The sequence below is a fragment of the Thiosocius teredinicola genome, from assembly GCF_002009425.1.
GTDB lineage: Bacteria > Pseudomonadota > Gammaproteobacteria > Chromatiales > Chromatiaceae > Thiosocius > Thiosocius teredinicola.
The window spans coordinates 1,663,512-1,677,406 of record NZ_CP019936.1 but is presented as its reverse complement, the minus strand read 5'-3'; the positions used below and the strand labels follow the sequence as shown (position 1 = coordinate 1,677,406).

General features: G+C 60.3%; 12 protein-coding genes and 1 tRNA gene. 7 read left to right on the top strand and 6 right to left on the bottom strand.

Annotation, left to right across the window (positions count from 1 at the left end; all coding sequences use genetic code 11):
- Positions 1-224: 224 nt before the first annotated feature.
- A complete protein-coding gene (locus B1781_RS08160; RefSeq protein ID WP_078119192.1) occupies positions 225-701 on the top strand; it encodes a NifB/NifX family molybdenum-iron cluster-binding protein in 477 nt (158 codons plus the stop codon).
- A 55-nt stretch (positions 702-756) separates the two neighbouring features.
- The gene (locus tag B1781_RS08155; RefSeq protein ID WP_078119191.1) at positions 757-1,206 is read left to right on the top strand and encodes a flavodoxin domain-containing protein; all 450 of its coding nucleotides are present in this window, start codon (positions 757-759) and stop codon (positions 1,204-1,206) included.
- Positions 1,207-1,402: 196 nt separating this feature from the next.
- Here B1781_RS08155 and B1781_RS08150 read toward each other — a convergent pair whose 3' ends face one another.
- Together B1781_RS08150 and B1781_RS08145 are read right to left on the bottom strand one after the other, a co-directional pair.
- Complete coding sequence (locus B1781_RS08150) at positions 1,403-1,909, bottom strand: hypothetical protein (RefSeq protein WP_078119190.1); 507 nt, start codon at positions 1,907-1,909, stop codon at positions 1,403-1,405.
- Positions 1,910-2,177: 268 nt separating this feature from the next.
- Positions 2,178-2,930: a hypothetical protein gene (locus B1781_RS08145; RefSeq protein ID WP_164513304.1), complete on the bottom strand. Its 753-nt coding sequence runs from the start codon at positions 2,928-2,930 to the stop codon at positions 2,178-2,180.
- Positions 2,931-3,162: 232 nt separating this feature from the next.
- Here B1781_RS08145 and B1781_RS08140 point away from each other — a divergent pair, with 232 nt between their 5' ends.
- The gene (locus tag B1781_RS08140; RefSeq protein ID WP_078119188.1) at positions 3,163-3,738 is read left to right on the top strand and encodes an ankyrin repeat domain-containing protein; all 576 of its coding nucleotides are present in this window, start codon (positions 3,163-3,165) and stop codon (positions 3,736-3,738) included.
- A 741-nt stretch (positions 3,739-4,479) separates the two neighbouring features.
- Here B1781_RS08140 and B1781_RS08135 read toward each other — a convergent pair.
- The 4 genes from B1781_RS08135 to B1781_RS08120 form a co-directional block, all read right to left on the bottom strand.
- Positions 4,480-4,569, bottom strand: a tRNA-Ser gene (locus B1781_RS08135).
- A gap of 73 nt (positions 4,570-4,642) precedes the next feature.
- Positions 4,643-6,544, bottom strand: coding sequence for an ATP-binding protein (locus B1781_RS08130; protein WP_078119187.1), 1,902 nt, complete (start codon positions 6,542-6,544; stop codon positions 4,643-4,645).
- Complete coding sequence (locus tag B1781_RS08125) at positions 6,541-6,738, bottom strand: hypothetical protein (protein ID WP_078121976.1); 198 nt, start codon at positions 6,736-6,738, stop codon at positions 6,541-6,543. Before B1781_RS08125 ends, B1781_RS08130 begins: the two co-directional genes overlap by 4 nt.
- A 161-nt stretch (positions 6,739-6,899) precedes the next feature.
- The gene (locus B1781_RS08120) at positions 6,900-8,717 is read right to left on the bottom strand and encodes an RNB domain-containing ribonuclease (RefSeq protein WP_334223919.1); all 1,818 of its coding nucleotides are present in this window, start codon (positions 8,715-8,717) and stop codon (positions 6,900-6,902) included.
- A gap of 103 nt (positions 8,718-8,820) precedes the next feature.
- Here B1781_RS08120 and ygfZ point away from each other — a divergent pair, with 103 nt between their 5' ends.
- From ygfZ to B1781_RS08100, 4 genes are all read left to right on the top strand, one after another.
- The gene (ygfZ, locus tag B1781_RS08115; RefSeq protein WP_078119186.1) at positions 8,821-9,810 is read left to right on the top strand and encodes a CAF17-like 4Fe-4S cluster assembly/insertion protein YgfZ; all 990 of its coding nucleotides are present in this window, start codon (positions 8,821-8,823) and stop codon (positions 9,808-9,810) included.
- Positions 9,811-9,878: 68 nt separating this feature from the next.
- A complete protein-coding gene (locus B1781_RS08110; RefSeq protein WP_078119185.1) occupies positions 9,879-10,727 on the top strand; it encodes an HDOD domain-containing protein in 849 nt (282 codons plus the stop codon).
- A 78-nt stretch (positions 10,728-10,805) separates the two neighbouring features.
- Positions 10,806-11,972: a TIGR03088 family PEP-CTERM/XrtA system glycosyltransferase gene (locus B1781_RS08105; protein WP_078119184.1), complete on the top strand. Its 1,167-nt coding sequence runs from the start codon at positions 10,806-10,808 to the stop codon at positions 11,970-11,972.
- Positions 11,973-11,981: 9 nt separating this feature from the next.
- Entirely contained in the window at positions 11,982-13,877 is a 1,896-nt protein-coding gene (locus B1781_RS08100; RefSeq protein WP_078119183.1) for an XrtA/PEP-CTERM system amidotransferase, read from the top strand.
- The last annotated feature ends 18 nt before the right edge of the window (positions 13,878-13,895 follow it).

Here is a 13,895-nt window from a genome sequence, read left to right as displayed (position 1 = left end):
CAGCATCAGGCGCGTTGTTGTAAAACTTACAATCGCTACAGTGAATGTCCCTATCACGACCCGGATTTGACCAGGTTGCCGCCTCTAGATCGGTCCTACTCAAGGCGTTGGCTGTTGTGTGGCAAGTGTTATGCCATGCCTTCGGCGCGCCGAGTTTGGGTGGAACGAATCGTGCTGATACTTGAGTAGTTGTGACCACCTTGCCCACTTGAGCGGAGGAAGCGATGAGTGAAGTGGCCGAAGTCGAGAGCGTTGCCGAAGTGGCAGCCGACCCAAACCTGTTGATGGTGGCTTTCGCCTCGTCGGACGGCGAATGCGTCAACCAACATTTCGGTTCCTCGCAGGGTTTCCATGTGTTCGGCGTAGACGCTGATTCAGCCACGCTGATGGCAACCAAGGTGTTTCCCAAAGAAAAGAAAGACGGCAACGAAGACAAGCTGAAACCGAAGCTGAAATGGCTGCACGGCTGCGACCTGGTCTACGTCGGGTCAATCGGGGGTTCGGCCACTAAGCAGCTGGTCATGCTGGGCGTCAATCCCATCGTCGTCAAAGGCGGACCTGAGATCGAAGAGATCATCGAAGAACTGCAAGGCGAGCTGAGTGGCGATATGTCGCCGATGCTACAGCGCGTGGTCAGCAAGAAAACCTCGAAGTCCGATTCGCGCTTCGAGGATATGGAAGAAGAAGGCTGGGTTGAATAATTCACCCCGGTTGCAGTCCGCTGAGCCGGCAAACGGTTGCTGACGAGGTAAAGCCGTGGCAAAGATACAGATCATCGTTGGTTCTGTGAACGGCCGCGCCCTACAGACTGCGGCCGCCGTTGCCCATGTGCTGAACCGGCAGGGTCACGAAACACGGCTCAATACCGAGCCTACAACTCACGACTTGCAACAGGATGCCGACGAAGCGCTACTGGTGTGTTGCTCTACCACTGGGAACGGCGAACTGCCGAGCAACCTGTATCCGCTGTTCTTCGCGCTCGACGAGCAAACCGTCGACCTCAAGGACCGCACTTACGGCATCATCGCGTTGGGAGACAGCGGCTACGAGCACTTCGCCCAAGCAGGCTACATGATGGAGAATGCCTTGTATCTATCCGGCGCCAAACGAGTCGGCGAAATCTGCGCATTGGATGCGAGAAAGGTCGACAATCAGCCACTCACGGCTGCCTTGTGGGCAAACGAATGGGTAAGCGCGCTGGCCTGAGTCAAAAAGAGGCAGAACGATCCGCCGGATCGCTGGCCAATGGTTAGCGACTCGCTTGGCGATAACGGAATCAGAGTGTGGGGGCTGCGGCGCGCTGTCAGCATGACGCTGCGGCTTCAGTCTTGAACGCGACATGGCCTCTGATGCGTGACCCGCGATCGCCTTATACCGAATGCGCTCGCAGTCTCGTTGCGCCTCAGTACGGAAACTCCGGCGACGTCGCCTCTGTGTCTTCCAGCTTGGCGTCGGGATAGTGTTGCTTGATCAACGCCTGAAACTCACCCACTCGCTTTTCAGGCACATCCACCAGCACAAGCAACTGGCCGCCGGCAATCGCTGATGCATACTTTTTCACATGCACGTTTTCGATATCTTCGCCGAGTAAACAACCCAGGCAAGCTCCCATTCCCGCTCCCAGCACACCCATTGCGAGCATTGCCCCACCTGCGAGTACGACCCCGGGGAGACTAAGAGCCAGCAGCCCGACCAGCAGCCCCATCGTGCCCCCGTACTCGGCGCCCTTCTTCATGGCAGGCATCAGGTAGCTCGTCTCTTTGACGGTCGCTTCGTGCAGATCATCCAGCTCGGTACCCGGCGCAGCAACCACATGGACATGGCGGTCATCAACTCCCTGAGCTTTTAAAGCCCGCACCACGAGATGTGTGGTTTTCAGATCTGGCACGAGAAAATAGAGTCGCCTCATGGGTGTTGTTCCTTCGGCACATTCTTAGACAATTGGGGGACCGTTTGCCTTCGCACACGACCGCGTAGGTATTACCAGCCTTCCGCGAGTGCCTCGGATAATACTTCAACCGATGCTGCTAATCACTAGACAGGCTGGAAGCTCCCGCAAAGCCCATACCGAGGAAAATATCGTGCTTACCAATTGCCGTCGAAGCCATCGTCGACATTCCGAATACGACCTTTGGAACGCACGCCATCCCAAGGCTCTGGTGCGGCCGCACCACAGCTCACAGCAATAGATGCGGTTTCGCAGTCAGGGCCTCGATAAGCTGCCCCATCTCGGCACTGTCTACCTGGCCCTTGTCACAACTCGATGCACAGAGATTGGCGCCCGCCAGCGGCGCGGCTGACTTCGCATGAAACATCCGCAGCGCCTCTCCCCCGCCCTGCAGCAGATCTCGGATCACCAACGGACTCAGCATTCCAGCGGATTCCATAACGGGTAGCTGGCAGACGTTATGTAGGGCCGTCAGCAGTTTTGGTCCGATGAACTGCGGTGGCATTCCGCCTTGGTGTTGGCGCAACAGTCGTTCGGCTGTCTCGAGATAAAAGTCTAAAAACGTGTTGCCGTGACGGAACATCAGGAAGGCGTTGTGAACCTTTTTGTACACCTTCAGCCTCCCTTGCCGATCGTGCTGCACCCAGACCTCGCGACCGACAGCGTACGGTGTCTCGGGCAACACAAAATTATCCGGATCGCAGATCAGGAAATCTGCATCTAGCCAAACCACTGTTTCAATGCCGTCACGCAAAGCAGTTTGTAGTACTTTCAGACGCGCCAGATCCGCTGCGATCACCCTTTGTTCTGCAGATTTCTCCAGCAACTCAGCGTCGAGGCAAGTGAACAGCTCATCATCGAGGAAACGGTAGTCAAACTTGTTGAAAACGCACCAACGGCGTACCGATTCCAAGCAGCCAGCAAGCCATGGATAGGGCAAGGGTGACCGGTGGGATTGAATGACCAAGGTATTCGGCATCACTTTGTCATCTCAGGGCTGGTCTGCTCAAATGAGCGGCAGATGCCGAAACCAAGTATTGCACAGGCTTATGCGCCTTTCTTTAATGTCAGCGTTTTCAGTGCAAACAGCGGCGAAAACAACCAAGTCATGCAGCGCAATAAATGGATAAGTTCGCAACAATACTAGAACTCGATAGGACATTGGCCGTCAGATGCGTTGCCGCATCGCTTAGTACCAAGAACGGGAGGTTACGTTGAGTTCACGCCTTAAGCGTCTGGCTAGACTCGCGGTCATCGCTATTGCAGTCGCGGGGTTCTGCGGACCTTCCTTTGCTCAGGACTTCGCATTGGCGGAGGACATGTCGCGTTGGTGTTTGGAAGCGAAACACGGCGAGTTCGAGCCAGCATCTGCCGCTTCTCTGGCCCCAAAGCAGATTTCCTACTTGGTTGAATGCACGATTCTGCCGGCAGCGCCACCTCCTGGCGGATACAGCAGGGACATCGTAAGCGAAGCCGACATCGCTGCCGCCAGGAAAAAGGCAGACCAAAGAATCGCTGCCAAACAAGCCAAACGGGTCATAATTGCCGATGCGCTCATGACCTATGGGTTCAACCCTAATTTCATGGACGACGTGGGCAACCCACTGATCACGACGACGGTGATTTCTGACTTGCCTGTCGAATGGAGGGTGAAGGCGATGACCTCGATGATCGAGCAAGGCGCTGATATCGACGTAAAAAATCAGTATGGGCAAACCGCCTTGGATTTGGCCAAGCATCGGAAACAGCAAGCGATTATCGAGCTGTTATTGGGTCATTCTGCAAAGTAACCGAATATGTTGGGTATCTTTCGAACGAACTAGAGACCCGGAATGCTTGGCCGCTCTGGGACGATCGCTCCTCATGCAAAATTGGACCGGTTGGTCGGGCTGGCTGTCGAACCACCATTTAGAAACGAGGGTTCGAATCGGATCACTCGTAGTCGAACAAAGCAAAAGGCCCCACGCGGGGGCCTTTTACTTAATTGGCGGAGAGGGAGGGATTGATTCGCTGCTTCGCAGCTCACCCCTTCGGGGCGCCGGCATAGCCGGCGTCTGCGCCAGCACTGCGTACCGGCTGTCGAACCGCCATTTAAAAACGAGGGTCCGAATCAATCGCTCGTAGTCGAATAAAACAAAAGGCCCCACGCGGGGGCCTTTTCCTTTACTGGCGGAGAGGGAGGGATTGATTCGCTGCTTCGCAGCTCTCCCCTTCGGGGCGCCGGCGTAGCCGGCGTCTGCGCCAGCACTGCGTGCCGGCTGTCGAACCGCCATTTAAAAACGAGGGTTCGAATCAATCGCTCGTAGTCGAATAAAACAAAAGGCCCCGCACGGGGGCCTTTTGTTTTATTGGCGGAGAGGGAGGGATTGATTCGCTGCTTCGCAGCTCACCCCTTCGGGGCACCGGCATAGCCGGCGTCTGCGCCAGCACTGCGTGCCGGCTGTCGAACCGCCATTTAGAAACGAGGGTTCGAATCAATCGCTCGAGGTCGAATAAAACAAAAGGCCCCACACGGGGGCCTTTTGTTTTATTGGCGGAGAGGGAGGGATTCGAACCCTCGTTAGGCGCTAACCTAAACACGATTTCGAATCGTGCGCTTTCAACCGCTCAGCCACCTCTCCAGATTGTGTCCCGACAGCGCACTTGAGGCTCGCCGGATTCCGACCTTGTCGCCGGAAAGCCGCGCATTCTACATCAAGTTGTCAGATTTAGGGTATCGCTGTCGCGATCGCAGTGAATCGTGGTGTCGAAGGTCTCCTCGCAGTTCTCCGGGAAGTCCTGCGACACGATCCACACCTGGCTGATGTCGTCGCCGAGGTTGGCGAGTGCATGCAGGGCCTGGCGGGTGCGTTCCTGGTCGAAGAAGGCGAACGGTTCGTCGAGGAAGGCGAACTGCTTGCCTTTCACGGTGCGGCTCAACAGCTTCTTCGACAGGGCCAGGCGCAGCGCGAGCATGATCTGGCGCTGAGTACCGCTGGAAACCTCGTCGAGGTCCATAAAATCGCGTTTCTCACTCGAGAACACGCGTACCTTGAGGCCGGGGTCGATCTGCAGGTGTTCGTAGCGGCCGTCGGTGAACAGCGGCAGCATCTTGCCGACCAGTTCTTTGATGTCGCGATTGAAGTGGCCGGACAGGTGGGCGATCGCGCCCTGCAGCAGTTCCAGGGCACGGTGGCGGTCTTCGATTCGCTCTTCGACCTCTTCACGCTTGTCGGTCAGGCCATTGAGCACATCCGACAGGTTGATCGCTTCCTGCACACGGCTTTGTTCGTCGTCGATCTCGCCGTCGAGGTCGTGAATCTGCTCGCCCAGCTGGTCCGAGACCAGCTTCAACCAGCCGGTCTCACGCTCGCAGTAATCGTCGACCATGCGGATCGTGGCGTCGCCCTTTTCGATCATCGCACGCACCGACTGGTACTCGGCGTACTCCGGCCGGGTCGCACGGATTGCGACCTCTTCTTCATCGGCCGCATCCTCGACGGCGACCGCCAACGGTTCTTCGTTGTCGTCATCGCCTTCGACAACCTCGTCAGACGCCGTCTCGACATCGATCTCGCGTGCCTTGCCAAGCACATCGCCCAGTTCGGCCGCCTGCGCGCGCAGTCTTGCGATGCGTCGCTTGGTGCCGGCAACGGCGATCCACGAGAGCAGGAACAGCACGCCGACGGCGGCAGCGGCATAGGCGATCCAGATCACCTTGGCGTCGTCCCATTGCGGGATGTACTGCGCCAGTAGCTCGCGCACGGTCTGCGTCTGCGGCAGTTGATCGCCGTAGGTCAACAAGGCCCAAACACCACCCAGCGCCACGGCCAACAGGAAGAGAATGAAGCGCAGAAACGACGAGCGCCCCTTTTTGCTTTCGGCACGGTAGATCTCATCGGTGCAACTGCTGAATACGCCGAAACTTTCATTGACGTCGTTGATCAGCCCGTCGATCTGTTCACGCTGCTGGTGGGTCTGGTAACGCTCGTCTTCGAGGCGCGGCATGCGCCCTTCCTCGATACCCAGCCCCTTGACGTCCTGATCGACGGCCTCCCACTCGGCCTGGATCTCGCCGAGCAGTTCCTCGCGCTCTTCGATCTCGCCCTGCAAGCCGTTGGCTACATGCTCGAGCGGCGCGATACCGGCCATGATCTTGACCGCGTGGCTGTGCGGATGCGGCGTCGTGATCTCGCGCTGCGCGAGATAAAACGACTCAACGAACTCGTCGTACTCGAATCCGAGGATGCCGAACAAGGCATCGCCTACGGCATTCACCCCGCGCGCGATCGGATCTTCCGGATCATCGTCGCGCGCCAGCTTGGCGCTGTGGTTGCCGTCACGATCGAGAAAACGGGTCAGCTCGTAGCGCGTGCCCTCTACCGAGAATTCGGTGGTGGCGTTGCAATGATTCTCGCCCCAGCGGATCACCTTTTGGATGTCGCCCGGACCGATCGAGAAGGTTCGCCCGAACAAGGCGAAGCACAGAGTCTCACCGATACTGCTCTTGCCCGATTCGTTGGGACCGCTGATCGCGATCAGCCCATGCTCCGAAAGATCGATCGACAGCTTGGCGTACTTGAGGACGTTTTCAGCGCGGATCTTGTGGATGATCATGCGGCGCCCTCTTCCTCGAGCTGCGTCAGCCGATCCATCACCATCAGCATGGCCTTGCGATACAGGGTTTCGTTGAACTCAACGCCCGAGTTCAGCCGCCGCTCAAATTCGGCTTCGCAGAAATCGGCGAATTCCTCAGAGGGTTTGGTGACACCCTTGCGGGTACCGGGCGCGGGCCGGTCGGTCATGGGCATGCTGATCTCCAATTGAGAGGCGCAGTTTCAACGAACCTCGAAGTATACGTGTTCGAGGTGATTTCTCTAAGACGCAGCGTCGCGGTTTGTCCGGCGGCTGATGACACTTATCAACAAAATCGAAAGTCCATCACCCGAACCGGCCGGGCAGACTGTTTTTTCTAGCCAAGAACCCGAAAATAAGCAGCCTGCGATGGCACATCGACCTCGCGCACGGCAATCTTCAGCGGCTGATCAAGCTGGTGTTCGGGCGAGGCACGCAGCTTGGTCTCGAGGGCGAGCTCGGGCACGATTACGGTTGTCTTGCGCTCCTCGAGCGCCACTATCACGGCTTCGCCCTGCCAGTCCGGATTGCGCCCCAGGTGCACCAGTTTCCAATGCAGATTTGACAACCGTTCGGCTCGGCGGATGGTCGCATTCGCGCGGTCGACCGAGGCGATCTTTTCCAACAGGGCGTCGGGCGACAGCGGCTTGCCTTCGGTGACGTAGGCACGCAGTTGCTGGTGCACCACCAGGTCGGCATAGCGGCGCAACGGGCTGGTCGCACGCGCATAGATCTCCAGCCCGAGACCGAAATGAGCGTCGGGCTCGATTGACGCCCGGCTCGGTTTGAACAACCGCCGGTAGGCGAACATCTCGGACATGCTCTGCGGGCTGCGCACCTCGTCGGGCGGCGGCTGCATCGCGTACGGGATGGCGACCCCGTTGGCCTGGGCGAAACGCGCCGCGGCCTCGCCGGCCATCAGCATCGCGTCGGTCACCATGTCGCGGCTGGCCAGCTTGGGTAACGAGCGGATCACGACTTCGCCATCGATCACCCGCACAGACACCTCAGGCAGATCGATGCGTGCGGCACCGCGCGCCACGCGCTGAGCACGAAAAGCGTCAGTGATCTTGGCGATCGATGCGAACGGCTCTTCATGCATGCGGGTGTCGACCTCGTCGTAGGTCGAACGCGAAACACGCACCCACGAAGGCACCACCTCGATATCGGTGATCTGCCCGCCGTCGAACACAAAACCGATCGACAACGCCGGTGACTGCTCGGCAAGGCCAAGGCCCAGGCGATGGGTGACCGATTCGGGCAGCATCGTGTGGATGAACTCAGGCAGATAGAGGTTGGCGCTGCGCTCCTGCGCGGCCATGTCCATGTGCCCGCCCGCCCGCACCAGCGCCGCAACATCGGCCACGTGCACCCACAGCCGGTCGCCATCGAGACTGATGGCGTCGTCCGGGTCTTCGTTGCCGGCGTCGTCAATGGCCCAGGCTGCGAGGTGGGTCAGGTCGCGGCGCGGCTCGTCCGGCAGGTCGGGCACACCGATCTCGACGGCTTCGAGGCGCGCCCCGGCACGCCGCGGCCAGGGGTTTTCGTGGGCCGGCCAGTAGCCGCAGCGGATCAGAAACTGGTGTGCCGCCTCGGGCGTCTCGGGCACATCGAAAGCGCTCAGGATCCGGCTGCGTTCGGCAGTGCCGAGCGCCACCCGCTCGACGTCGGCCAGCTTCTTGCGATCTTCGTCCTCGAGCTCGGCGCGCTCGACACGTTCGAGAAAATCCTGCCACTCGGTCTCGGCGCGCTGCTTGGCGTTGCGCGCCTCGCGTTCGGCGGCGATGTCGCTTTCGCTACGACGACGGATCTGGCCGGCATCTCCCTCGAAATACAGGCCATCCTGCAAGATCTCCCACGCGCCCCACGCAGTCGCCGGGGAGAACTCGCCGTACAGAAACTCGGCCAGATCGGCCAGCGCGACCTCCTCGCCTTCGAGCAGTTCCCACGCCTCGTCGATCGCGGCCTCGCCGGCCTCGAGCGCGCCGAGGCTCGACAAGGGCCCCGGGTGCAGCAGCGTAACGTCCTTGTCGCGTACCCGCTTCGATTTGCCGCCGGCGAGCTTGATCTCGATCTTGTCGGCAACATCGCTGACGATGGCGGGGTGAATCTTGTACAGCACGAGGCTGCCGGGGCGCAGGGCGTTGGCGGTCACAAATCTACCTGGGGTTGGCCGCTTAACCTCAGCGGCGGATTGTTTATGATAACGCCATTGCCGCGCCGGTTCGGCGCGAATTCAACCAGAGCAGCACATCACGATGAATACCTGGCAAGAAACCGTTACCCCGAAAGCACCGTTGGGCCTGACCTTTCCCGACTGTGCCGTTACCGACCTGTCGCATTTCGGCCTGATCAAGGTCAACGGCGACGACACCCGCACCTTTTTACAGGGCCAACTGACCAACGATATCCGCGAGGTCAGCCCCGAGCTGGTACAGCTGAGCAGTTATTGCAGCCCGAAAGGCCGCATGCTCGGCAGCTTCCTGATCTTTCAGCGCGGTGACGACCTGTACATGCAATTGCCGATGGAGCGCCTCGACGCCACGCTCAAACGGCTCACGATGTTCGTATTGCGCTCGCAGGTGAAACTCGAAAACGCCAGCGAGCAGCTCGCGCGGGTCGGACTGGCCGGCGACTGTGCCGCCGGACTGCTGCCGTTCGCGCCGAGCGGCGACAAGGCCAGCGAAACCCGCGATGACCTGACGATCATCCGCCTGCCGGGCGACCGGCCCCGCTTCGAACTGATCGCCCCGGTCGCGACCATGACCGGGCTGTGGGCCGACATTAGCGCCAAGGCCGAGCAGAGCGGCCCGGAGTTCTGGGCGCTGATGGATATCCGCGCCGGTATGCCGACGGTGTTCGAAGACACGGTCGAGGCCTTCGTGCCGCAGATGACCAATATGCAGCTGATCGGCGGCGTGAGTTTCACCAAGGGCTGCTACACCGGCCAGGAGATCGTCGCGCGCATGCAGTACCTGGGCAAACTCAAGCGCCGCATGTACCGCCTGCACGCGGATGTCGGCGAGCGCCCCGCGCCGGGCACCGAGCTGCACTCCCCGACCAGCGCATCGGGCCAGGGCGCCGGCCGCATCGTGGATGCCGCGCCATCGCCTGACGGTGGCTACGAGGTGCTGGCGGTGCTCGAAATCAGCGTCGCAGATGGCGGCGATATCCACCTGGATTCGGTCGACGGGCCGGCCCTGAAACTGCTGGACCTGCCGTACGAACTGCCACCGATTGAGGAGTGAGTTTCCCTCAAGTTTTGCCGGCTCCTTCCGCAGTAGTTCTTATCATTTACTGCTGAACCGGAGCCGACATGCTCAACGCTGCGCAGAGTGCCGACCTAGCCGACGTCATCCGCAAAGAAATCGAGAACAATGAGCTGCAGCTCCCCACCCTGCCTGAGGTGGCCCTGCAGGTGCGCGATGCAGTCGAGAGCGATACGGCAGACGCAGCCTCGATCGCCAAGATGGTGGCCAACGACGCCGCCCTGTCGGCGCGCCTGTTGCAGGTCGCCAACAGCCCGCTGTACCGCGGCAGCCGCGAGATCGACACGATCCAGCAGGCGGTCACCCGTCTGGGCGTGAAGATGGTGCGCAGCCTGGTGGTCAGCCTGGCGATGCGTCAGATCTTCCAGGCAACCTCCGACGCACTCGACAAGCAGTTCCGTAAGATCTGGGACGACAGCCTGCAGGTCGCCGCGATCAGCCGCGTGCTGGCCGGCGCCGTACCCGAGCTGGAAAACGAGCAGGCGATGCTCGGCGGCCTGATTCACAACATCGGCGCACTGCCGCTGCTGACCAAGATCGACGAACTGTTCGGCTTCGACGCCGACACGCTGGTTATCCACCAGCTGATCGAAGAGCTGGCACCCGAGATCGGCGCGCGCATCCTCAAGCACTGGAACTTCGCATCGTCGCTGCAGAACATCCCGACCGCGGTCTACGACCTGAGCTACGACCCGGGCCCGACCCCGACCTATGCAGACGTGGTCTTGGTGGCACGCCTGCAGAACCTGTCGGCCAAGGGTGGCCCCGAAGCCGAAACCGATTGGTCGCACGTGCCGGCATTCGCCAAGATCGGCATGGAGCCCGAGGTGATCATCGTCGACATGGAAGGCCCGGCCGAAGAGATCGCCGAAGTCCGCAGCATGCTCGAGGGTTAACACCCCGCGCCATTCACCCTTTCTTGGTGGCTGACCGCCTGCGATAATCGCGGCGGTCATTAACCATCGGAATCTGTCTTGCCGTCCCCTGCCGTCGCTCACGACGACCCACGCCCGCTTGTACTCCACGTGCTCTACCGCCTACAGGTCGGCGGGCTGGAAAATGGCGTCGTCAACCTGGTTAATCAATTACCGAGCGATCGCTACCGTAATGCGATCGTCTGCCTGACCGAATCGACCGACTTCCAACAGCGCATCCAACGCGACGATGTACGCGTGTACGAGATGCACAAGAAGCCGGGGCAGGACTTCGGACTGTGGCGCGACCTGTACAAATTGTTTCGCCAACTGCGACCGGCTGTCGTGCATACACGCAACATCGGCTGCCTTGAAGCGCAGATCCCGGCCTGGCTGGCGCGCGTACCGTGCCGCGTGCACGGCGAACACGGCTGGGATGTCAGCGACCCGGATGGCAGCAACCGCAAATACCAATGGTTAAGGCGCGCACACAGCCCCCTGGTGCATCGCTTCATCGCCTTGTCGCGTGAGCTGGAGAGCTATCTGCTCGAGCGCGTCGGCATCAAGGCCGACAAGGTCAGCCGCATCTATAACGGTGTCGACAACCGACGCTTTGCACCGGGCGACAGCTCGGCGCTGCCCGAAGGCTTCGTCGATGCAAACAGCGTGGTGTTCGGTACCGTTGGCCGCATGCATGGCGTGAAGGATCAGGTCACGCTGTGCAAGGCCTTTATCCAACTGTGCGAACAGCATCCGGCATTGCAACCGAACCTGCGGCTGGTGTTGGTCGGCGACGGGCCGCTACGCGAAATCTGTAGTGATCTGCTCGACAACGCCGGCCTGCCCGACCAATGTTGGCTGCCCGGCAGCCTCGATAACGTGCCCGAGGTGATGCGCGGCTTCGATGTATTCGTACTGCCCTCGCAGGCCGAGGGCATCTCGAACACCATCCTTGAAGCCATGGCGACCGGCCTACCGGTAATCGCAACCGATGTTGGCGGCAACAGCGAGCTGATCGACATCGGCCGCACCGGCGTCGTTGTTCCGCCAAACAGTCCCACGGCCATGGCCGAACAGATGGCGATCTATGCCGGCAACGGTCCGCTGCGCCATACCCATGGCGAAGCCGGCTGCGAACGTATCCGTAGACAGTTCAGCATGGCGCAGATGCTTTCGGCGTATGGCGGCGTGTATGATCAGCTCCTGGACAAACGTGGCAGCGCGTAAGGCAACAGCATGTGTGGGATAGCCGGACTCTTTGATACGCGCAGTGACGAGACGCCGAATCGCGACCTGATCACCGCCATGACCGATGCCCTCACGCATCGCGGTCCGGATGAATCCGGCATTCATCTGGAACCGGGCGTCGCGTTGGGGCATCGCCGGTTGTCGATCATCGATATCGCCAGCGGTCAGCAACCGCTGTTCAACGACGACAAGAGCGCGGCGATCGTGTTCAACGGTGAGGTCTACAACTTCGCCGAGTTGCGTCCCGAACTCGAAGAGCTGGGCTACCGCTTCCACACCAACTCCGACACCGAAGTGATACTGCGCGCCTGGGAGGTCTGGGGCTGCGAGTGTGTCAAACGCCTGCGCGGCATGTTCGCGTTCGCAATCTGGTCGCAGAAACATCGCCGCCTGTTTATCGCGCGCGACCGCCTGGGCATCAAACCGCTCTACTACGCCCTGCTGCCCAACGGTCACTTTGTATTCGGTTCCGAGCTCAAGGCACTGTTGCCGCATCCCTCGCTCGAGCGCAAACGCGACGCGTGTGCGATCGAAGAATACTTTGCCTACGGCTACATCCCTGAGCCGCGATCCATTTACGCAGGCGTGCACAAGCTGCCGCCCGGTCACACCCTGGTGATCGAGAAAGGCCAGAAGTCTCTGCCGCGGCCCAGCAAGTACTGGGACATCCCGTTCGCCGACAACGGCATCACCTCGATTGCCGATGCCGAACACGAGTTGATCGAGCGCCTCAGGCAGGCAATCGATATCCGCCTGGTCGCCGAAGTGCCGCTGGGCGCCTTCCTGTCCGGCGGTGTTGACTCCAGTGCGGTCGTGGCCCTGATGGCGGGCATGATGGATCAGCCGGTCAAGACCTGTGCGATCGGTTTCGATGTGCCCGAGTTCGACGAGACCGCCTATGCGCGCGAAGTCGCCGAGCGCTACCAGACCGATCACCAGACCGATACAGTCAAGGCCGACGACTACGAACTGGTCGATAAGATGGGCTGGTTGTACGACGAACCATTTGCCGACAGCTCGGCTATGCCGACCTACCGGGTGTGCGAGGCGGCACGCAAGCGTGTGACCGTGGCGTTGTCGGGCGACGGCGGCGATGAGAACCTGGCCGGCTATCGGCGTTACCGCATGCACATGGCCGAAGAAAAGCTGCGCGGTATGTTCCCGGCAGGTTTGCGCCGCGCCCTGTTCGGCCCGCTCGGCGCACTGTATCCCAAGGCCGACTGGGCACCGCAGTTCCTGCGTGCCAAGACGACCTTTCAATCATTGGCGCGTGACAGCGTCGGCGCCTGGTTCCACAGCGTGTCGCGCATGACCGATGGGCAGCGCCGACGCCTCTTCAGTCAGTCGCTAAGCAACGAACTCGGCGGCTATAACGCTGTACAGGTGCTGCGTGAACATGCACAGCATGCGCCGACGGATGACCCGCTGTCGCTGGTGCAATACCTCGATCTGAAAACCTTCCTGGTCAGCATTCTGCACAAGGTCGACCGCGCGAGCATGGCGCATTCGCTGGAGGTACGCGTACCGCTACTCGATCATCTATTGGTTGAATGGATGTCGGGACTTAAACCGGAATGGAAGCTGGTCGGCGGCGACGGCAAGCATTTGTTCAAACGCGCGCTGAAACCGTTGTTGCCCGACGATATCCTGTATCGCCCAAAACAGGGGTTTTCGATACCGCTGGCGAAATGGTTCCGCGGACCGTTGCGTGAAAAGTATCGCCAGCTGGTGCTAAGCGAGGCGATGCAGGACAGCGGGCTGTTCAATGTCGATTATCTGCGACAGCTGCAGGCGCAGCATGACAGTGGTCGCAGCGACCACAGCGTTGTGATGTGGGAACTGCTGACCTTCGCCTTGAGCCAGCAGCATCTCGACGCTGCCTGATTCGCAGCGTGCATTTTA

What these genes read in the sequence shown, in the direction of transcription:
- B1781_RS08160 (WP_078119192.1), top strand. Translation starts at nt 225, where the DNA reads ATGAGTGAAGTGGCCGAAGTCGAGAGCGTTGCCGAAGTGGCAGCCGAC.
- B1781_RS08150 (WP_078119190.1), bottom strand. Translation starts at nt 1,909, where the DNA reads ATGAGGCGACTCTATTTTCTCGTGCCAGATCTGAAAACCACACATCTC.
- B1781_RS08130 (WP_078119187.1), bottom strand. Translation starts at nt 6,544, where the DNA reads ATGATCATCCACAAGATCCGCGCTGAAAACGTCCTCAAGTACGCCAAG.
- B1781_RS08125 (WP_078121976.1), bottom strand. Translation starts at nt 6,738, where the DNA reads ATGCCCATGACCGACCGGCCCGCGCCCGGTACCCGCAAGGGTGTCACC.
- ygfZ (WP_078119186.1), top strand. Translation starts at nt 8,821, where the DNA reads ATGAATACCTGGCAAGAAACCGTTACCCCGAAAGCACCGTTGGGCCTG.
- B1781_RS08110 (WP_078119185.1), top strand. Translation starts at nt 9,879, where the DNA reads ATGCTCAACGCTGCGCAGAGTGCCGACCTAGCCGACGTCATCCGCAAA.
- B1781_RS08100 (WP_078119183.1), top strand. Translation starts at nt 11,982, where the DNA reads ATGTGTGGGATAGCCGGACTCTTTGATACGCGCAGTGACGAGACGCCG.